The sequence below is a fragment of the Ensifer sp. BR816 genome (assembly GCF_000378985.1).
GTDB lineage: Bacteria > Pseudomonadota > Alphaproteobacteria > Rhizobiales > Rhizobiaceae > Sinorhizobium.
The window spans coordinates 1-19109 of the sequence record NZ_KB905371.1 but is presented as its reverse complement, the minus strand read 5'-3'; the positions used below and the strand labels follow the sequence as shown (position 1 = coordinate 19109).

Here is a 19109-nt window from a genome sequence, read left to right as displayed (position 1 = left end):
GTTGCGGCCTAATTGCCTGATTACCCCGCTCTGCCGGACCCGGCAGAGCGGGGTTGGCGGTCAGTCTTTGAGCTGGGATACGTTCGTGTAGACGATCGGTTTCGCAATTGCTGACGAAGACATGCCGTAATTGTCGAGGATGGTCTTGTAGGTGCCGTCGTCAATCAATTTCTGAATTGCGTCAGCAAGCATGCTGGCGGTTTCAGCATCACCCTTCTTTATGATATGGCCGATTGGCTTCTTGTGAAAGACCTCGCCAGTCAGAACAAGCTTTCCCTTGCTGACCTGCGAATAGTATCCGGCTGACGTAGAGTCATCCAGATAAGCGTCCGCACGTCCGGTGATCACGGCCTGCACAGTGTCCTGCTGCGACGGGTAGATATCCTTCTTGAATTCCTGAAGGCCGGCGGTCTTGCACTCCTTGTTCAACTGATCCGCGGAAAAGTCGGCTGCCGTGCCGGACTGAACAGCGACGGTGCCGCCACACAGTGCCGTGCGCTTCGCGTATTTGTCTTTGTTTTCGGGGAGGGTCGAAACGATGGTGCCGTCCTCCATCCACGCGACGAAATCCGCTTGCTTGAGACGTTCTTCAGTTACCGATGCATTGAGCCAGGCGATTTTGATCCGGTCAGCACTCAAAGACGGAATGAGAGATGTGAATGGGACCTGGTCGATGGTCAGCTCAACGCCAAGCACTTTTGCAGCTGCCTGAGCCAATTCGACGCTGAGACCGACCTGCTTGCCGCTCTCATCGATGTAAGAGAAGGGAGCATAGATGGTGGTCGCGATTGGCAGCTTACCGCTGTCCTTCACGTAGGACGGGAGCGCGATCTCGCCAGCGAGCGAAACAGTCGCGCTCGCTACGAGCGCCACTGTTGAAAGTATTGCAGATTTAATGGCAGTCATTTCAGGTTCCCTTTTTCGCGTTGTCTTAATGACCGCGTTTTGCGCGCATTTCGCCAATGGGAGACGCAAGCGTGACTTTGCATCTCCGTTGAAGAGCGGCGCGATAACGGGCTTTTCGGGATGCATCCTCTCTGCACCCGCGAAAGAAAACATAGCTGCAGGTTATCCAGACTGCGAATGAATATTCATAATGTTAATATGAGCCTGATTCATTATACTGGGGCGAAAATTTCAAGAGAGGGCCTCCGCATGAGAAGTGATTTCACTCTAAACCAGATTGACCTCAACTTGTTGAGGGTATTCGATCTGCTCATGCAGGAGCGTAGTGTCACGCGCGCAGCGGACCGCGCCGGTCGTACCCAGTCGGCGATCAGCCATTCGCTGAACAGGTTGCGCGAGATTTTTGGTGACGAGTTGTTCGTCAAGCATGCCGGTTCCATGAATCCGACAGCGCAGGCACGGGAATTGGCAACCGTGATCACGCAGGCACTTTCGGATATCCAAGGGGTAGTGTCCCAGCGCATCAACTTCAAACCTAATGAGAGCCATCGTCAATTTCGGATCGGCGTGACCGACTACACCAGCGCGCTGTACTTGGCTGCGCTGCTCGAAGAATTCAACTCGAAGGCTCCCAATGCCAGGCTTCGCATCGTTCCGGTCTATCTTTACGAGGCCGCAGAATTGCTCAGCGATCCGGATCTCGATTGCGTGTTGATCGGAAATCCGATCATCCGGGAATCCCATATCGTGGAGACGGTTCTGGCGCGGCATGAAATGCTCTGTGCGGCCTGGAGCGGGAACCCGGTGATAATGGATCTCACAATGGAGAAATATCTGGCAATGCCTCATCTGCAAATCTCTCCAGACGGCGATGAATCCGGTGTAAGCGACAAAGCACTGGCGACGATCGGACTGTCGCGCCGGGTTGCCGCAACGATCCCCTATTACATGGTCGCTCCAAAAGTGCTGAAAGGCACGCAGATGATCGCGGCGTTTGCGGATGGAATGCTGTCGCTACTCGATGATAGCAGCGAGATTCTCGTCACGCGCCCCCCCCTGGCCTTGCCCGATGTTCGGATCTCGCTGATCTATGTCCGAACAAAACAGACAGATGCAGGGCACATCTGGTTGAGAAGCTGCATTCGCTCCATTGTGACGGCATGCGAGGAGAAGAAGCGGGCGTCCCTTCATCAAATCATCGCTCATCCCTAAGGCCGGACAGTTGTTGGCGACTGGTCAATCGCAGGACAATCTCCAAAAAGAGCGCCCGGCACTGTGATACCGGGCGAAGGAAGGCAGCGTTCGCGGCCTGGGAGAAGGCGGTTTAGGAACGATAGACGACCAGAAGATCCTTGGCATCGATCTGGTCGCCGGCCCTGACCAGCACCTCGGCGACCACGCCGTCCTTCTCGGCGTGCAGCGCCGTCTCCATCTTCATCGCCTCGATGGACAAGAGCACGTCGCCGGCCTTGACCGGCTGGCCGGGATGGACGGCGACCGTCGAGATGACGCCCGGCATCGGCGCGCCGAGCTGGGCAGCATTGCCGGCCTCGGCCTTGCGGCGGATGGCGGCGGAGGCACCGCGGTTGCGGTCCGGCACCTTGATTGGCCGCGGCTGGCCGTTCAGTTCGAAGAACACCTTGACCATGCCCTTCTCGTCGATCTCGCCCTGCGTCTGGTTGAGGATGACGAGCGTCTTGCCCTTCTCGATGTCGGCGAACAGCTCCTCGCCCGGCGCCATGCCGTAGAAATAGGCGGGCGTCGGCAGCACGCTGACCGGACCATAGGTCTCGGCGGCGAGCGCATAGTCGGTGAACACCTTCGGATACATCAGGTAGGAGGCGAACTCGAAGTCGTCGACCTTGCGGCCGAGCTTCTCCTCGATCACCTTGCGCTCCTGATCGAGATCGGCCGGCGGCAGCAGCGAGCCCGGCACGGCCGTATAGGCCGCTTCGCCCTTCAGCGCCTTCTTCTGCAGCGCTTGCGGCCAGCCGCCCGGCGGCTGGCCGAGGTCGCCCTTCAGCATCTGCACCACCGAGTCCGGGAAGGCGATGTCCTTCGCCGGGTTTTCGACGTCGGCAACGGTCAGGTCCTGGGAAACCATCATCAGCGCCATGTCGCCGACCACCTTCGACGACGGCGTCACCTTGACGATGTCGCCGAACATCTGGTTGGCGTCGGCATAGGCCTGCGCCACCTCGTGCCAGCGGGTCTCGAGCCCGAGCGAACGCGCCTGTTCCTTCAGGTTGGTGAACTGGCCGCCCGGCATTTCGTGCAGGTAGACCTCCGAGGCCGGCCCCTTGAGGTCGCTTTCGAAGGCCGCATATTGATGGCGCACCGCCTCCCAGTAGAAGGAGATGCGGCGGATCCATTCCGGGTTCAGGCCGGGATCGCGCTCGGAGCCGGACAGCGCCTCGACGATCGAGCCGAGGCAGGGCTGCGAGGTGTTGCCGGAGAGCGAGTCCATCGCCGCATCGACGATATCGGCGCCGGATTCGACCGCCGCCAGCACCGTCGCGGCGGCGATCCCGGACGTGTCGTGCGTGTGGAAATGGATCGGCAGGTCGGTCGCCTCCTTCAGTGCCTTGAACAGCACCCGGGCGGCGGCCGGCTTCAACAGCCCGGCCATGTCCTTGACGGCGATGATATGGGCGCCGGCCTTTTCCAGCTCGGCGGCGAACGCGGTATAGTATTTCAGGTCGTATTTCGGCCGGGCCGCATTGAGGATGTCGCCGGTGTAGCAGATCGCCGCCTCGCAGATCTTGTTCTCCTCGGCGACCGCGTCCATCGACACCCGCATGTTGTCGACCCAGTTCAGGCAGTCGAAGACGCGGAAGACGTCGATGCCGCCCTTGGCCGCCTGGCGGACGAAGTATTTGACGACATTGTCGGGGTAGTTCTTGTAGCCGACGCCGTTGGCGCCGCGGAGCAGCATCTGCAACAGCAGGTTCGGCGCGCCCTCGCGCACCATCGCCAGCCGCTCCCACGGATCCTCGGTCAGGAAGCGCATCGACACGTCGAAGGTGGCGCCACCCCAGCATTCGAGCGAAAACAGATTGGGCAGCGCCCTTGCATAGGTGCCGGCGACGCGGGCGATGTCATAGGTGCGCATGCGCGTCGCCAGCAGCGACTGGTGGCCGTCGCGCATCGTCGTGTCGGTGATCAGCACCTGCGGCTGCGCCTTCACCCATTCGGCGAATTTCTTCGGCCCGAGCGCGTCGAGCTTCTGCTTGGTGCCGGGCTTTGCCTCGCCATTGATGAACGGCACCACCGGCGCGGCGATATCGTCGCTGGGCTGCGGCCGGCCCTTCGCCTCCGGATGGCCGTTGACGGTGACATCGGCGAGATAGGTCAACAGCTTGGTGGCGCGGTCCTGGCGCTTCACCTGCTGGAACAGCTCCGGCGTCGTGTCGATGAAGCGGGTCGTGTAGCTGTTGTCCTTGAACTTCGGGTGGCCGATGATCGCCTCGAGGAAGGTCAGGTTGGTGGCGACGCCGCGGATGCGGAATTCGCGCAGCGCCCGGTTCATCCGCGTTATCGCCTCCTGCGGGGTCGGCGCCCAGGCGGTGACCTTTTCGAGCAGCGGATCGTAATAGCGGGTGATCACCGCGCCGGAATAGGCAGTGCCGCCATCGAGCCTTATGCCGAAGCCGGTGGCGCCGCGATAGGCGGTGATGCGGCCATAGTCGGGAATGAAGTTCTGCTCCGGGTCTTCCGTGGTGATGCGGCACTGCAGCGCATGGCCGTTGAGGCGGATGTCCGCCTGCTTCGGCACGCCCGATTCCGGCGTGCCGATGGCAAAGCCGTCGAGGATGTGGATCTGCGCCTTGACGATGTCGATGCCGGTGACCACTTCGGTCACCGTGTGCTCGACCTGGATGCGCGGATTGACCTCGATGAAGTAGAATTTGCCGGTGTCGGCATCCATCAGGTACTCGACCGTGCCGGCGCCGATATAGTTGGTCGCCTCGGCGATCTTCAGCGAATAGGCGGCGAGCTCCTGGCGCTGCGCCTCGCTGAGATAGGGGGCCGGGGCGCGCTCGACGACCTTCTGGTTGCGCCGCTGGATCGAGCAGTCGCGCTCGAACAGATGCACGACATTGCCATGCGTGTCGCCCAAAATCTGGCTCTCGACGTGGCGGGCCCGCTCGACCAGCTTTTCCAGATAGACCTCGTCCTTGCCGAAGGCGGCCTTGGCCTCGCGCTTGGCCTCGGTCACCTCGCGGATCAGGTCCTTCGGGTCGCGGATCGCCCGCATGCCGCGGCCGCCGCCGCCCCAGGAGGCCTTGAGCATCACCGGGTAGCCGATCGCGTCGGCCAGCCGATGGATTTCGGCCTCATCGTCCGGCAACGGATCGGTCGCCGGCACGACCGGCACGCCGACGGAAATGGCGAGGTTGCGCGCCGCGACCTTGTTGCCGAGCTGGCGCATGGTCTGCGGTCGCGGACCGATGAAGGTAATGCCGGCGGCATCGCAGGCATCGACGAATTCCGGGCTTTCCGACAACAGCCCGTAGCCCGGATGGATGGCGTCGGCGCCCGACAGCTTGGCGACGCGGATCACCTCGTCGATCGCAAGGTAGCTTTCGATCGGCCCGAGATCGCGGGAAAGATGCGGGCCGCGGCCGATCTGGTAGCTCTCGTCGGCCTTGAACCGGTGCAGCGAGAGCTTGTCCTCCTCAGCCCATATCGCGACCGTTTTCAAACCCAGCTCATTGGCCGCACGGAAGACGCGGATGGCAATTTCGGAACGGTTGGCAACAAGGATCTTTGAGATGGGCATCGCAACTTTTCTTCACAAACCAGGTGGCCGAGAGCAGGCCCTCGCCTGCTTGGCTGAGCCTACTCTCTTCGATTATCGGAGAAGGTATTCGCGCTTAGAGCGCTGCGATCGTTTGGACCTCTACGAGGAACGGCTCCTTCACCAGCCGGTCGACCATCAGCAAAGTGTTCGGCGGATATTTGCCGTCCGGGAACATCTTGGGAAACTCACGCAGACGAAATTCCATGAACTTCGGGATGTCCTGTGAGTGGACCAGATAGGTCGTGAATTGTACGACATTGCTCCAGGACGCCCCGGCAGATTCCAATGCGGCTTCCACGTTTTTGAAAACCTGCGCGGTCTGGGTGTCAAAGTCACTCTCGCCGATGACGTTTCCAGCAGAGTCACCGGAAAGCATCCCCGCGATGAACAGGAACTCGTTCGCCTTCACGCGGGTGACATGCGTGTACTGACCCATTGGGGGGCCAAGCTTTTCCGGGTTGTAAATATTGATGTCGGCCATTCTATACTCCTAGCTTCGATGTGCGATGATTATCCGACGGGGTTCTCGATCGTGCCGATTCCGTCGATTTCGACGCGAACGCGATCGCCCGGGTTGAGGTATTTCGGCGGGTTAAATCCAATGCCGACACCAACAGGTGTACCCGTGGCAATGATGTCGCCGGCCACCAGCGAGATCGAGCGACCGATCGTTCGAACCAGAGTCGGAATGTCGAAGATCAGGTCGCCAATCCGGGCATTTTGACGCTGCTCATCATTCACATGGCAGCGAATGCCCTTGGAAGAAATGTCGCCCATTGCTTCCCGCGTGACGATCGCCGGCCCCATCGGCGCGAAGGTGTCGATACCTTTGCCGAGCAGCCACTGCTTGTGGCGCTTCTGCAGTTCACGCGAGGTCACGTCGTTGATGATGGTATAGCCGAAGACGAAATCCATCGGGTCATCGTTTTCGGTGACGCGGCCGGAACGACCGATGATGACAGCAAGCTCGGCTTCGTAGTCCACCGACTGATAGGGATCATTTGCCCACTCGATCGTTGCGCCGGGGCCGATCACCGATGACGGCGGCTTGCTGAAGATGATCGGATATTCCGGAACTTCGGAGCCGCCGATCGACCCGGCGTCGAAACCACTGCGACCGAACTCTGCAGCATGTTCATGATAGTTCTTGCCCACGCAGAAGATGTTCCGGCGAGGGGTGGGGATCGGCGCCAGAAGCTCCACCTCGGAGAGCTGCAATGCGCTGGCTCTCTCTTGGACAAGTTTTTCGATCTGGGCAGTGCGCTGATCGGAGTTCTCGATCAGATCCTGCATATCTGTTGCGAGGCCCGCTGCGGTAAGGTCGACCAGGCGAGAACCGTCGTCGACCAGAACGCCGACGGCGCTATTGCCCCGATGCTGGAATGTAACAAACTTCATCAATTTTACTCCTGTCTGAGGGGATGGGTGGGCACTGCACCACCCATGTTGGATGCGAGATCGGGGACTTTTATCGGCGAGCCGAGCGCTGCCGGAGCCGGTCGAGGCAGACTGCCAGCAGAATGACGAGGCCGACTGCCAGCGTTTGGAAATAGGCGGACACGCCAATCATGTTCAGGACATTCGAAAGCATTCCGAGCGTGACGACACCGAACACCACATGGATCATTCCACCGCTGCCGCCCTTGAGAGCCACCCCACCAAGAACGACGGAGGCAAGGGCCTGCAAAGCGAGATTGGGTGCTGCAATCGGTTGGGCAGCGCTTGTCCAGGCGGTCACGACGACCGCACCGATCCCGGCGCAGGTGCCGCTCAAAACATAGACGAGCACCGTATAGAAGCGGACATCGACGCCGGAATGCAAAGCCGCAGAATAGTTCGAACCCATCGCGTACACGTACCGTCCGAAGACGGTAAAGCGCAGCAGAATCCAACAGCAAGCCAAGACCGCCAGGCCGATCAAAACCATCACCGGAATTCCGGCAAGTGAGGTGAAGCCGACCAGATCGGTATATTCACCGGGAACGTCGTAGATCGGCACGCCATTCGCCAAAATGAGAGCGAACGCCTGTGTGATGGAAAGGGCGGATAGGGTGACGATGAGCGGACTAGCCCCCGTAGCGGCGACGACGAAGCCCGAGAACAGCCCGCAAAAAGCGCCAACAGCAATCATGATGCAAACGCCGCCGCCAATACCGAGCTGCGGCATCACGAGGACGCCTGCGACCCCGGCCACGGACAAGACGGATGATTGCGAAAGATCCAGCCCGCCGGACATGATCACTATGCCTTGGGCGGCTGCGAATATCAGCAATGGCGTCAATTGCCGAAGGAGATTGAGCAGGTTGTTCGTTGAAAGAAATCGCGGCTCGATCATCACTGCGACGAGCGCCAGCAATAGGATAAGCAACGGCAACATCAAATCGGCATAGCCGATGTGTCCGAACAGATGCCGCACCTTCGGAGGACTGGCCTGGTTGATGCTGCTTTGCGAACTCATAGGACTTCCTCCCTGTCTTTTGCATGTGTCGCGCCAACCACGTCCGCCGAGATCGACGACATGTCGCCGGTGGTCGGGGCGCTGTAAGTGCGCACGCACTGTCCGTCGAACATCGTGTGAATGCGGTCGCTGAGCGCGATCGCTTCTTCGAGATCGCTGGACACAAGAAGGATCCCCCATCCCTTGCCTGTGCATTTGCGCAGCAGATTGTGAACGTCCGCTTTTGCGGCGATATCGATTCCGGCCGTCGGCTCTTCGAGCAGGAGCAGACGGAGGTCGGATCCGAGCAGCCGACCTATAAGGACCTTCTGCTGGTTGCCGCCGCTCAAGCTCGTAATCGGGTCCTTAGCATTGCCGTATCGAACACCGATTTCCGACAGTTCCTTGTCAGGATCTCCACCCGTCGGAGCGAGCGACGCCCGTTGCTTGCGGCTGCGGGGACGCAAATAGAGGTTTTCGCTTATACTTCTCGTCGGGAGAATCCCGTTCGCGGCCCGGCCGTTTGGAAGGTGCCCTATTCCGAGCCTACGCGCCCGAACAGGCGTATTGACGGCGATCTTTTGCCCCTCGAGCTCCATCGCCACGGATGCAGCGTCCGATGCTTGGCCCGATACGATTGAGGCAATCCGCTCGCTACCACAGCCAATGACGCCATAGAGGCCGACGACTTCGCCAGGCGCCACGCGGATTGCTTCGGTGCCACCGTTCAGACGCGGCACCACGATCGACAGCAAATCGGCCGTGCCATTGTCGGGATTTTGAACGACCCGGCGCTGTGGCCGCTGCACCGCGGGAATACCGCCGCCGCCGAGACGCTCAACGATCTGATCGACGGTCTGGCGCCCGGCAATGCTCTCAACCAGAGCGCCATTGCGAAGGACGGTGACGCGGTCGGCGAGCTCGGCGACTTCTGATACATGGTGGGTAACGAACACGATCGCAGTGCCGTTGGCCCTAAGTTCGCCCACGATCCCGTGCAGGTGTTTGCGCTCGGCCAGACTGAGCATGGCCGAGGGTTCATCGAGCACGAGAATTCTCGGGTTACGCGCCAGGGCCTTGCTGATTTCAACAAGCTGCTGCTGACCAGGCGGGAGTTGGCCGACTGGCTGCCTGATCTCGATCCTGCCAAGCCCCACCGCTTCCAGAACGCTCTGGCATTCCGACCGCTCTCGCGAGCGTCTGAGCACGCGAAGAGGGTTGCGTGTCGGCTCAGCGCCCAGAAAGAGATTGTCTTGAATGCTCAGGTCTGGTGCCAGCGAAAGCTCTTGGAAAACCATCGCCAGGCCGGCTGCCCGCGCTTCTTCTGGGCTGAAAAAAGGAACTTCCTTGCCGCCATACCAGAAGCTGCCGGTATCTGGCCGGACAAAGCCCCCGCAGATTCTGCCCAACGTGGACTTGCCCGCCCCGTTTTCCCCGATGATGCAATGAATCTCACCCGGGAAAATATCGATGGAGACCCCCCGGAGCGCCCTTGTCGCTCCGAAGGACTTGCTGACGTCGACTAGTCGCAGGAGTGGTGTCATCAGGCCACCTTCACTGCTTGATGTTCAAAGACCAATCCTTCGGCGGAAGGTCGTAGACATCGTAACCGTAGGAATCGACATTCGTCTTTGTGATCACGGCATTGTTGGTGAAGATCGTCGGATAGGCCATGCCCTGCGACTTGAACTCGTCACCTTTCGAGAGCTTCTCATGATCTCGAATGGCGAACTGTACGATCAGACGGCCCATCAGGATGCCGGGCTCCGACGTGAGCGCCAACAAGCGGTCGTTCTTGATCAACGGGAGAGCCTCCCGGACGATCGTCGCCGAAACCACCTGGGCTTGGATGCCGCTCTGTCGAGCTGCCTGAGCCGCACCAAGTCCAAGCGGTATCACGGGCGTGAAAATGAACTTGGTGTCCGGATTTTTCTGAAGCATATCCGATGCCTGGGTGAGGCCCTGCTCCAGCTCAAGCCCGCCGGTAACAGCACCCTTGGCCAACGCGACGTTCGGGCAGGCTTTGAGGCCTTGCTCGAAACCATCGAGCCGCAAACGCGCCCATTCAGCGCCAGCGGGTCCCGGTAGCGCAATGACGCCGGTATTGTCCGATCCGGCGGCCCCGCAGATCTCCTTGGCCAGCCCAACACCGATTGCTCCATCATCTTGCGTGACACCGAAATCGACGTTCTTGCTGTCGACCGGGATGCCTGCGGCAATGACACCGATGCCCGCATCCTTCAGCCGCTTGAGCTGGGGATCATAGCCTTTGTAAGCAGCAGCGCCGAGCACGACATAGTCGACACCAAGGCTTTGCAAGGTTTCGATCTGCGAGAATTGTTGCGTCACATTACCGTATGCGCCGGCGATCGAAATCTGGGCGACCGTGACGTTGCTTCGCTTTGCCTCGTCGGCAATCCCGTAGGCGATGCCTTTCCAGAAATCGTCGTTGAGATGGACCAGCGTTACGCCGAGTTTGAGCGGCTTCGTCGCGACGACCGGCTCGACAATTCCAGCCAGCCGGTCAGGCTCCTCGGCCAAGGTGGAATGCGACGCGAAAAGTGATCCAACGACGACAGCACAGGCGATGCGGGCGACGCTGAGTGTGTATTTCGAAATTCCGGTAACCATTGGTCAAACCCCTCTGAGGTGTTGTTATTTTATTGTGGTTGCGGGAACAGCGTGTGAGCGGCGGACAACAGGGCGTCCGTTCGCTCAAGCGCCACTGAGTGCGAGCAATTTGCGAGCAGGACGACGTCCGCTTGCGGTATATGGTCGGCGAGTTTGAGAGTGGTCGCTGGCGGGAACGGTTCGTCCACTCTCCCGTGCAGCATCGTCACTGGACACTTGATACGGGCCAGCACCGAAGGGTCGATGATGGCGAGATCCGCATAGCGCTGCCGGTCGCCGGCAAACATGCGCGAAAAATAGTCCTTGTAGCTGGGATCCTCATGGAGGACCTTTACCCGTGCGTCCAGATAGGCGTCGTCGATCAGCGACTTGTCGTTGATCAGGAACCCGATCGCTTTCTGCAGATCCGCCCGGGTTTCCGGAAACGTCCAGCAGGCCACTGTTCCTTCGTTGACAGTGAATTTCGCGCCCATGGCCCCGGTGGTCAGGACCTGACCGACGCGGCTTTCAGAAGCGGCGACCTGCAGGGCGAGCGACGCTGAAATGGAATGAGCTATGATGCCGACCTTTTCACCGGGGATCTTTGCCAGCATGGCCTTGCATTGCCGAACCCAGAGATCGAGATCAAAGAAGGGCTCTGATTTCTTACGATCCGACTTCCCGAAACCAATCAGATCCATTGCATTGACATGATATCGCTCGGACAAGGGCCCGAGGACCCGGCTCCAGTTTCCCAATGTGGAGGCGCCGGGACCAGATCCGTGAATCATCAGCAGGGGATAACCCTTGCCGCCTTCGATATAGGCGACCCGGTGGCCGTCAATCGAGAACTCTCGGTCTTCAAAATGAGGCATGCCTATCTCCAGAAACGCCAGCTAGAGTCTTGTCGAACGGGACGCATGAGCCCGCACCGCACTTGCCGGTGCGGGCTCATGGGGTTCGGCAACGTGGTGGTTGACTGCAGTTATGCTGCGGCGTCGTAGGCGATGTAGCCCATACCGCAGATCCACTCGACAACCGGCTCATAACCGATGACGTCAGCCTTTGCCCCGCGCATGGCGCCCATCACGGCCATCCAGTTGAGGATCTCGTGACCCCCGTGTCCGCCACCCTCTTCCACACTTTCGTAGGTGCAGCTTCGAAGGTATTCGATGTCGCCTTTTCCGAAGGCTTCGATGATTTCACGGTCCCACGCCGCGTTGACCAGGGGGTGCTGATGGCGCAGCGGCCACTGCATTTTGTCGGCCATTTCGATCTCGTAGGCGGCCAGGTCGGAATAGAGCGTCGGATCCTCCTCCGCGACATGCTTCCCCTCGCTTTGATAGCGCTTCATGCGCTGGAGGAACTGGTCGTCTTCCGGCGCACCTTCGGTCCAGACGGGGGGCCAATGCGACAGGCCGCCGGTGGCCAGGAACGCAACCCGAAGGCCGGCCGGCAATTCGCGTTCAACGATATCGCGCACCGCTGCACCCATGTCGTATGCACGCGCCATGCTCGGCAGCGGCGGCGAGAATACGTTCGTGTAGATCGGAATGACGGGAATGTCGTATTGCGGTCGGATCAGCTTCCACGGCACAAGAAGGTTGTTGCCGTATTCGATCTCCCCCATGCGCGCCGCATCGAAGTTGCGCTTGATGAGCCCACGAAGCAATGTCTCCGCATGCTCGACATTGCTCTCGATCACGACCTTTTCGTCGAACTTGAGAGCTTCCATCATATAGTCGGCGGGACCGCTATGGGACGCCGAGATGCCGACGGCAAAGGCCGGCATCATGTTGCGGAAATGGTTTTCGAAATGGTCGTCCAGGAAGGCGATGATCAAGTCGGGGCGTGCCGCCTCGAGACGCCGAGCGCATTCTTGATGGGCTTCGTGGATGCTCTTTTTAACCGCTTCGGATGGCGCGTCCGCCCATCCAAGGACGCCGGGGGCATGGGACATGCTCAGGGCGCAAACAACTTCAGCCATTAACTTCCTCCTCATTGATGCGTTCGTTCAGCCGGTCAACGGCCCGATGACGCGGTTTGCCGGCGGCGAATGGGCGCCAACTTAATCAGCATTCTTTCGGATACAGAATACGGGATTCAGGATACATACGTGACAAGCGATTGCAAGTGGTTTATGATCGCAGATAACGATTTGGTCAGACGGTTGAGCTGACGCGCGAAACGGGGAGAACGGCCGATGTGCATGTGCCCTGGGAGCTCGTGGCGTGCGGACCCAAGCGACTTATGTTTTCAGGAGGCGCAGCCGCGCCTGCCGAGATGAACTTTTAAAGGATGAATACGAATGGTTTCAGAGTCCGCTCCGAAGCGCCAAATGCAGAGATCCAAGCTCTCTTCCCAGCTATACTCGATGGTCAAGAACGACATTCTGCAAGGACAACTGCTTCCAGGTAGTCCCATCTCGGAAGAGGCACTGGCCGAAACCTACGGTGTCAGCCGCTCTCCGGCCCGCGAGGCGCTGGCGGAACTGGAGCGTGCCGGGCTTACCCAACGGTCCGGGATGCGGGATCGCAAGATAACGGTCCCAAGCCTTGAGATGATTCGAGAGAAGTTCGAACTGTGGTGGATCGTCGATGTCGGTCGCACCTATCTCGCCTCATTGTCAGCGAGTGAGGACGACGTCGACGAGCTTGAGCGATACGCCGAACAGATGGCCACCGCTGTCGAACAGAACGATGTCAGGACCTATAAGAGCGTCTCCCACAAATTCCACCTCAAGATCCGGCATTCTTGCCGCAATGAAGCGGTGAACGAAGTCGGGCGCGATTGCGATGTCTACCTGGACTGGTTCGAAAACCTTTACGACCGCTATCCGGAATGTTCGATGGTCATCGTCCAAGAGCACCGCTCCATTCTCGATGCCTTCAAGCGCCGCGACCTGGCAGGCTTGTCCGAAACGATAAGAAATCACATCGAGCGGCAGCGTGACCGGATTTTGGAGCATTTCCAGGCCGCACAAGAAAAACCGAAGACGCGATCAAAGCTGTCGGCTCGACAGCCTGTCTCCTAATCTTCAAACGGCTGCTGCCGTAGCCGTCCAAGACATCTTGCGAGACTCATTTGCCGCTACAACGCTGACCGGCCGGAAGGCGTAGGGAACAATCGTGCGTCCGATCCGTCGTAGAAACATTTCTGAGACTGCTGCCGACATGCTGCGATCCGAGGTGAGCGGCGGCAAGTGGCCGATCGGGACGCGCCTTCCAAATGAATCTGTTCTCGCCGATACGTTGACGGTAAGCCGGGAACGATCCGAGAAGCTGTGCGGGTTCTCGTGTCCGAAGGTTTGCTCGAGACGCGCCAGGGTTCGGGGACCTATGTGTGTTCTCCTGCAGCGGCTCCTTTCGAGAAAAACCTCAGACACTACAGCCTGCGCGACAAGCGGGAAGTGCTTGGCGCGATCTACAGACAGGCAGTCAGTTTGGCCGCCCGGCACTCGACACCTTCCCAGATTGAGGAAATCAGAAGTGCTCTCGCGAAGCCGCATCGATTGGGAACGGATCCCGCCGACCGCGAAGCCCATGCTGCCGATTTGCACCGTCAAATAGTTTCGAGCTCGGGAAACAAGATGCTCGTCGATCTTTACATGAGCCTCGCAGCAGCGCTTCGAAATGATCAAGAGCTTGGCGTCTCGGAAAGCTGGATGTTGGTTGATCGCACTGCATGCCTGTCGTCTCTTTTAAATTCGATCGAGGCCAGGGACGCCGACAGCGCGTCGGCAGTCGTAGAGCAAGTGATCGAGAAACAGCCTTGATAAAGATTGGTGGGTTTCAGATTGCGATTTGCATCTCCCACCGCACGTTTACCGAAAGAGTGAGGATTTAATGTTTTATACGCTTCCAGAAAACCTCGAATGGATCGAAGTCGCGCCGGGCAACCGCAGAGCCATACTCAGCGAGCGTCCAGAACTCATGCTTGCCGCATTTCGCTTCGAGGAAGGCGGAATCAGCCCCCTACACTCTCACATGCACACCCAGGTGAGCTACGTGGCCGAGGGCACCTTCGATGTGACTGTCGACGGGCAGACCGTCCGCCTCGGCCCGGGGAGCAGTTTTATCGTCGCGCCGCACCTCGTTCATGGGGTGGTTGCTGTAACCCAGGGCCTTCTGATCGATACGTTTAATCCGCGCCGGGACGACTTTCTGCAAAAGCAATAACAGCGGGGTGTACCTGCGCCCCCATACAAGGAAATGGCGGGTGCGGCCGCGAAAGCACGCGCCCTCGCCGTCCTGGATCACGTGATCGGCAGCGCCTCGATCGCGACGCCGAGCGCCTCGTCACTCTCCTCCGTCGAAGCCCGAATTTGCCGCTTCTTCGCATGCACAGCGATGCAGCCGCAGCAGCGCGTTGTTACGGCGACAGCGAGAGCGATCAGGTCGCGCATCGTTGGCACGCGCCTGCCTATATTAGCACCGCTATCTTCGATCGCATGAAGGCCGCGCAGCACGTCCGAGCTCCTTGGCGAAGTCGCTGACGCGGCCGATGAGAGCGTCGCGATAGGCGTTTGAGTCCTGAATATTGCTCATGTCCTCTCCCTCTGCATCGACGTGCGCGCCTAGATCATCAGGCAGCCCGCCCATTTGATCACGCTTTTCACGGACGCACGGGGAGCGAGAATAGGATCACGCGAGGGCGGCAGTTCCCTTGTCGAACAGAGATGGATCCTCCAGGACGTTCGCCGTCAGCATCGCGCCTTCCAGGGCGGCAAGCACGTGCAGCGCGCTGTTTCGGGCTAGTCCCGCCTTGGTGAGATTGTCGATCCCGAGCAGAAAGAACCGTTTGACTTCCTCCCTGACTTCACTCGACAAATCTTGCGATGTCGCCCCCAAGGCGCCGCAGAGGCACATTCTTCCGTCGCGTTGCAGGGCGACACGAAAGACCTGCCGCCAGGCCTCGACGATATCCTCGCCGCCGGCGAGCTGATGATCCACCGCCTCGAGAAAGCGGTCCGTGTATCGGCGGGCGACGGCCGCCGCGAGCCTCTCTTTCGTCGGAAAATGATAGTGCACGCTCGCACTCTTCACGCCGACGTCTGCGGCAATTTCCCGAAAGCTGAAGCCGCTGTAGCCCGCCCGGCGAATCCGCTCCTCGGCGGCGTCCATGATTGCCTCTGTCGTGTCGCTCACTGCTATGGCCTTTCTCAATCTATCAGTAGATAGGGTATTCCGAGGAGAATAGCAACACCGGCGCGACCGCCGAAAAAATATTCTGATCTATCAATAGATAGGTCTTGCAAGATCCGTTTGATGCGACTAGGTATCAGGCGTCTACCTATCGCTAGATAGATAGCAACTGACATTATGGGTTTGGTCACAAGACCACGGGAAAGGAAAGATCTAATGAGCACTGGCAATAAGCAAAAGCGCATCCTCCTCATCATGTCGTCGGTCGACGAGATGGGCCTCAGTGGCAAGCAGACCGGCACCTGGTTTCATGAATTGGCCGCGCCCTACTATATCCTGACCGGCGCCGGTCATGAGGTCGTATTCGCCTCTCCCGAGGGCGGCGAGGCCCCGATCGATCTTCTCAGCATGAAGGCGCCGTTTACCACCGAATATACGGACCGCTTCCTGGCCAACCCGGTCGCGATGTTCGCCGCCCGCAACACCCGCAAGTTGCGCAACATCGACTACAGCTCGTTCGATGCCGTCTTCTTCCCGGGTGGCTACGGTCTGCTCTGGGATCTCGCCTCCGACTCCTTCGCCATCAAGCTGATCCGTGACTTCCACAAGGCCGGCCGGCCGATCGCCATGGTGTGCCATGCACCCGCGATCCTGCGCGATGTCAAGAAGGACGATGGCCAGTATCTCGTAAACGGCCTCAACGTCACCGGCTTCAAGAACGCCGAGGACACCGAGATTGAACTGCTCCACCACCTGCTGTTCTCGCTCGAAGACGAGCTCAAGAACCGCGGTGCCAACTACCAGAGCAAGGCGAACTGGGAGCCGAACGTCGTCGTCGACGGCATCTTGATGACGGGCCAGAGCCCGGCGTCCGCGGTACCGCTCGCCGAAGCTCTGTCGGAGCGCCTTACTTCGTAAATTCAAGTTTCTGGGGCGCTCCTTGGCGCCCCAGAGCGAGCAATCCTTGCGTGCCGGGGCGCGGCCGCCTGGTCTTGTAGAAGACCGTGGCGAACAGTTCCGATCGACCTTCGAAACCGGACACTCCGCGGCTCAACGCCTTGTCGACAATGGAAAAAGTGAGCCACAAACGGCGAGATCGCCGAGGTTTTGGGCACCGCGATCGCTCTGAATGCCGGTGCGGCGTTGACCTATACGGCCCGCGTCTTCGATACGATTGCGAGCCTGCCGAAAGGGTAACGACAACGAGGGCCGGTTATCCGGCCTCGCCCCGCATATGGCCTGGACCCTGATGTGTTTGCCCTGACCCGCATGCCAGAGCCTGGGATCCGGGCAATGGCTGGCTCTCGTCGCCGGTCACTCTCTTCGTGCACAAGTGGGCTTGGCCACGCGCCGAGGATCACCTATCTTTCGATAGATAGAGGTTGGAAAGAGCGCGTGCAAGCCGCAGCAGCGACGTCTCGACGAGGCGTCGAAACTTCTTCTGGGTCTTGATTATCCGCAAGAAAGATTTCGGGATGTTCAACGTCATTTAGAAACCGCCTAATTGCTTGCTCAACAAACGAACGGGCCCGACGAATACATTGGCCCCGTCCTCACCGAACCGCCTTCGGGTTCTCCTCGCCAGGAAACAGCTTCCACTTGGTGGGTCGGAATGCGATACGGGCGCGGTCGGCCGAGGATGCGCGTTCGGGCGACAACTCGATCTCGACCGAAGGCTGTCCCTCGCCGATGTCCAATTCGAGGTGGCGCGTGCCCCCGACCCGCCGGCTTGCCGTGACCCGGCCGGAGAGACAGCCGCCGGCGCCGTCGAAGAGCTCGACGTTGTGCGGACGAAAATAGAGGATTGACGGCCCGTCCGGTTCGTTGGCTGCACGCAGGCCGATCGGCCGGCCCGCGAAGCGGATTTCGCCGCTTGCAAGCGTGACCTTCAGGGCGTTCGACTGGCCGATGAAGCCGTAAACGAAGGGCGAAATCGCGTGGTCGTAGATCTCGTCGGGCGTGCCGACCTGCTCGAGCGCGCCGAAGGGCTCGTCGAGCAGCAGCACGTTGGGTTTGACCGCCATGGCACGAGCCAGCGCCACCCGTTGGCGCTGCCCGCCGGAAAGCTGGGCTGGATAGCGCTTTTCCAGGCCGGAAAGCTGTACCAGTTCGATGAGATCGAGGGCACGGCGGCGGATCTCGGCCGCCGGCGGCCGCCGGCTGGATGGCCTGACCTCGAAGCCGAAGGAGACGTTTTCGAGCACGGTCATGTGTCGGAAAAGAGCGTAGTCTGCTGGAAGGCAAAGCCGATATTTCTTTCCTGCACCGTCCTCTTCCACGCATCCTCGGCGTCGAAGAAGATCATGCCTCCGGTTGGACCCTCGAGCTCGGCAATGAGCCGGAGCAGTGTCGTCTTGCCCGAGCCGGAGGGACCGAGCAGCGCGATCAGTTCGCGGAGCGAATCTCAAGACTTACATCGGCGAGCGCTTTTACGCCGCCGAATTCCTACTTCCATAGGCCCGTCGCGGCGTGTTCAATTCCAGGTCTGACGATTACACCAGTCGTCGAGATCCTGGTGCGCTCGGTCCTTTTCGATGCCATAGCGTTCCTGGATTTTGCCTTCGAGCTGGTCACGGTTGCCGGCGATCTGGTCGAGATCATCGTCAGTGAGCTTACCCCACTGCTCCTTGATCTTGCCTTTGATCTGCTTCCAGTTGCCTTCGACGCGATTCCAATCCATGGCGGATCCTCCTGCGATTACTGTATGTTCTTCTGAACTCGCCAGCGCCGATTTGGTTCACCCTTGCCGGGCATGAATTGACTGCTGTGGCCTCAGCACAAACGACAAGCCTCCTTCCCTCTCCGCTCATTTTCCTCCAGCTATCGACGAGCTGGCTTCCCGTGCGGCTTTGATCAGCCTGTTGATGAAGTCCAGCTTCTCGATCACGGGCGGCGCCAGAACAAAGGGATAGATGTCGCCTTGTCCCATCGAGCGCTGGAACGTGTTCAGCGCCAAGCTGATCGGAACCCAGGCGTCGACAAGTTGCCGGGCGCTGTCGGCGCGGTACGGATCGAACGTCACCTCGGCCTCGAGATCGCTATGCCGGAAGGGCTCGATCGACAGGCCGAAAGCGCGTGCGGATTCCAGCGTATCGACGATATGGAAGAAGTGCGCCCAGCACTCCGCAAAATCCTCGGCCGGATGGCAGCCCGCATAGGCCGAAATGAAGCTTTGCTGCCAATCCGCAGCAGGTCCCTCGCCATGATG

The 19109-nt window shown here is 59.7% G+C and carries 18 protein-coding genes and 2 pseudogenes; 6 read left to right on the top strand and 14 right to left on the bottom strand.

Annotated elements, in window-relative coordinates; all coding sequences use genetic code 11:
• Positions 1-60 precede the first annotated feature (60 nt).
• Positions 61-906 carry an ABC transporter substrate-binding protein gene (locus tag RHIBR816_RS0129700; protein WP_026187585.1) on the bottom strand — a complete coding sequence of 282 codons (846 nt, stop codon included), beginning with the start codon at positions 904-906 and terminating at the stop codon, positions 61-63.
• Positions 907-1155: 249 nt separating this feature from the next.
• On the opposite strand from RHIBR816_RS0129700, the gene RHIBR816_RS0129695 reads away from it, so the two are divergent.
• Positions 1156-2118: a LysR family transcriptional regulator gene (locus RHIBR816_RS0129695; RefSeq protein WP_052522760.1), complete on the top strand. Its 963-nt coding sequence runs from the start codon at positions 1156-1158 to the stop codon at positions 2116-2118.
• Positions 2119-2230: 112 nt separating this feature from the next.
• Here the strand turns inward: RHIBR816_RS0129695 and pyc are convergent, their stop codons facing one another.
• The 8 genes from pyc to RHIBR816_RS0129655 form a co-directional block, all read right to left on the bottom strand.
• Entirely contained in the window at positions 2231-5689 is a 3459-nt protein-coding gene (gene pyc, locus RHIBR816_RS0129690) for a pyruvate carboxylase (RefSeq protein WP_018240221.1), read from the bottom strand.
• 94 nt (positions 5690-5783) lie between these two features.
• Complete coding sequence (locus RHIBR816_RS0129685; protein ID WP_018240220.1) at positions 5784-6191, bottom strand: RidA family protein; 408 nt, start codon at positions 6189-6191, stop codon at positions 5784-5786.
• 29 nt (positions 6192-6220) lie between these two features.
• Positions 6221-7108: a fumarylacetoacetate hydrolase family protein gene (locus tag RHIBR816_RS0129680; RefSeq protein WP_018240219.1), complete on the bottom strand. Its 888-nt coding sequence runs from the start codon at positions 7106-7108 to the stop codon at positions 6221-6223.
• Positions 7109-7178: 70 nt separating this feature from the next.
• Positions 7179-8168 carry an ABC transporter permease gene (locus RHIBR816_RS0129675; protein WP_018240218.1) on the bottom strand — a complete coding sequence of 330 codons (990 nt, stop codon included), beginning with the start codon at positions 8166-8168 and terminating at the stop codon, positions 7179-7181.
• Positions 8165-9691 carry a sugar ABC transporter ATP-binding protein gene (locus RHIBR816_RS0129670; protein WP_018240217.1) on the bottom strand — a complete coding sequence of 509 codons (1527 nt, stop codon included), beginning with the start codon at positions 9689-9691 and terminating at the stop codon, positions 8165-8167. Before RHIBR816_RS0129670 ends, RHIBR816_RS0129675 begins: the two co-directional genes overlap by 4 nt.
• Positions 9692-9701: 10 nt before the next feature.
• Entirely contained in the window at positions 9702-10778 is a 1077-nt protein-coding gene (locus tag RHIBR816_RS0129665) for a substrate-binding domain-containing protein (RefSeq protein WP_018240216.1), read from the bottom strand.
• A gap of 29 nt (positions 10779-10807) precedes the next feature.
• Positions 10808-11632, bottom strand: coding sequence for an alpha/beta fold hydrolase (locus tag RHIBR816_RS0129660; RefSeq protein WP_018240215.1), 825 nt, complete (start codon positions 11630-11632; stop codon positions 10808-10810).
• A 110-nt stretch (positions 11633-11742) separates the two neighbouring features.
• Positions 11743-12744 carry a dioxygenase gene (locus tag RHIBR816_RS0129655; protein WP_026187581.1) on the bottom strand — a complete coding sequence of 334 codons (1002 nt, stop codon included), beginning with the start codon at positions 12742-12744 and terminating at the stop codon, positions 11743-11745.
• A gap of 351 nt (positions 12745-13095) precedes the next feature.
• Here RHIBR816_RS0129655 and RHIBR816_RS35370 point away from each other — a divergent pair, with 351 nt between their 5' ends.
• The 3 genes from RHIBR816_RS35370 (at position 13096) to RHIBR816_RS0129640 (ending at position 14935) form a co-directional block, all read left to right on the top strand.
• On the top strand, positions 13096-13791 hold the full coding sequence (locus RHIBR816_RS35370) for a GntR family transcriptional regulator (RefSeq protein ID WP_198294191.1): 696 nt from the start codon (positions 13096-13098) through the stop codon (positions 13789-13791).
• A gap of 249 nt (positions 13792-14040) precedes the next feature.
• Positions 14041-14532, top strand: coding sequence for a FadR/GntR family transcriptional regulator (locus RHIBR816_RS37690; protein WP_052522759.1), 492 nt, complete (start codon positions 14041-14043; stop codon positions 14530-14532).
• 70 nt (positions 14533-14602) lie between these two features.
• A complete protein-coding gene (locus RHIBR816_RS0129640) occupies positions 14603-14935 on the top strand; it encodes a cupin domain-containing protein (RefSeq protein ID WP_018240211.1) in 333 nt (110 codons plus the stop codon).
• Between the two features lie 77 nt (positions 14936-15012).
• On the opposite strand, the gene RHIBR816_RS36585 is transcribed toward RHIBR816_RS0129640, so the two are convergent.
• Both RHIBR816_RS36585 and RHIBR816_RS0129630 read right to left on the bottom strand, forming a co-directional pair.
• Positions 15013-15225 (bottom strand): carboxymuconolactone decarboxylase family protein, encoded by a 213-nt coding sequence (locus RHIBR816_RS36585; protein ID WP_245262763.1) that lies wholly within the window; start codon positions 15223-15225, stop codon positions 15013-15015.
• 175 nt (positions 15226-15400) lie between these two features.
• Positions 15401-15904 (bottom strand): TetR/AcrR family transcriptional regulator, encoded by a 504-nt coding sequence (locus RHIBR816_RS0129630; protein WP_026187580.1) that lies wholly within the window; start codon positions 15902-15904, stop codon positions 15401-15403.
• A 213-nt stretch (positions 15905-16117) separates the two neighbouring features.
• Between RHIBR816_RS0129630 and RHIBR816_RS0129625 the strand changes: the two genes are divergently transcribed.
• Positions 16118-16819, top strand: coding sequence for a type 1 glutamine amidotransferase domain-containing protein (locus RHIBR816_RS0129625; RefSeq protein ID WP_018240207.1), 702 nt, complete (start codon positions 16118-16120; stop codon positions 16817-16819).
• Positions 16820-16981: 162 nt separating this feature from the next.
• Positions 16982-17098 (top strand): annotated as a pseudogene (locus tag RHIBR816_RS38630) (carboxymuconolactone decarboxylase family protein); the annotation flags it as partial.
• Positions 17099-17454: 356 nt separating this feature from the next.
• Here the strand turns inward: RHIBR816_RS38630 and RHIBR816_RS38920 are convergent.
• The 3 genes and pseudogenes from RHIBR816_RS38920 to RHIBR816_RS0129600 all read right to left on the bottom strand — a co-directional run.
• Positions 17455-18346 (bottom strand): annotated as a pseudogene (locus RHIBR816_RS38920) (sulfate/molybdate ABC transporter ATP-binding protein); the annotation flags it as partial.
• Positions 18347-18374: 28 nt separating this feature from the next.
• Entirely contained in the window at positions 18375-18581 is a 207-nt protein-coding gene (locus RHIBR816_RS0129605) for a CsbD family protein (protein WP_018240202.1), read from the bottom strand.
• A 126-nt stretch (positions 18582-18707) separates the two neighbouring features.
• On the bottom strand, positions 18708-19109 hold a 402-nt coding region (locus tag RHIBR816_RS0129600), incomplete at its 5' end, for a putative zinc-binding metallopeptidase (RefSeq protein ID WP_018240201.1).

Coding starts and splice junctions, on each gene's coding strand:
- RHIBR816_RS0129700 (WP_026187585.1), bottom strand. CDS start 906: ATGACTGCCATTAAATCTGCAATACTTTCAACAGTGGCGCTCGTAGCG.
- RHIBR816_RS0129695 (WP_052522760.1), top strand. CDS start 1,156: ATGAGAAGTGATTTCACTCTAAACCAGATTGACCTCAACTTGTTGAGG.
- pyc (WP_018240221.1), bottom strand. CDS start 5,689: ATGCCCATCTCAAAGATCCTTGTTGCCAACCGTTCCGAAATTGCCATC.
- RHIBR816_RS0129685 (WP_018240220.1), bottom strand. CDS start 6,191: ATGGCCGACATCAATATTTACAACCCGGAAAAGCTTGGCCCCCCAATG.
- RHIBR816_RS0129680 (WP_018240219.1), bottom strand. CDS start 7,108: ATGAAGTTTGTTACATTCCAGCATCGGGGCAATAGCGCCGTCGGCGTT.
- RHIBR816_RS0129675 (WP_018240218.1), bottom strand. CDS start 8,168: ATGAGTTCGCAAAGCAGCATCAACCAGGCCAGTCCTCCGAAGGTGCGG.
- RHIBR816_RS0129670 (WP_018240217.1), bottom strand. CDS start 9,691: ATGACACCACTCCTGCGACTAGTCGACGTCAGCAAGTCCTTCGGAGCG.
- RHIBR816_RS0129665 (WP_018240216.1), bottom strand. CDS start 10,778: ATGGTTACCGGAATTTCGAAATACACACTCAGCGTCGCCCGCATCGCC.
- RHIBR816_RS0129660 (WP_018240215.1), bottom strand. CDS start 11,632: ATGCCTCATTTTGAAGACCGAGAGTTCTCGATTGACGGCCACCGGGTC.
- RHIBR816_RS0129655 (WP_026187581.1), bottom strand. CDS start 12,744: ATGGCTGAAGTTGTTTGCGCCCTGAGCATGTCCCATGCCCCCGGCGTC.
- RHIBR816_RS35370 (WP_198294191.1), top strand. CDS start 13,096: ATGCAGAGATCCAAGCTCTCTTCCCAGCTATACTCGATGGTCAAGAAC.
- RHIBR816_RS0129640 (WP_018240211.1), top strand. CDS start 14,603: ATGTTTTATACGCTTCCAGAAAACCTCGAATGGATCGAAGTCGCGCCG.
- RHIBR816_RS0129625 (WP_018240207.1), top strand. CDS start 16,118: ATGAGCACTGGCAATAAGCAAAAGCGCATCCTCCTCATCATGTCGTCG.
- RHIBR816_RS0129605 (WP_018240202.1), bottom strand. CDS start 18,581: ATGGATTGGAATCGCGTCGAAGGCAACTGGAAGCAGATCAAAGGCAAG.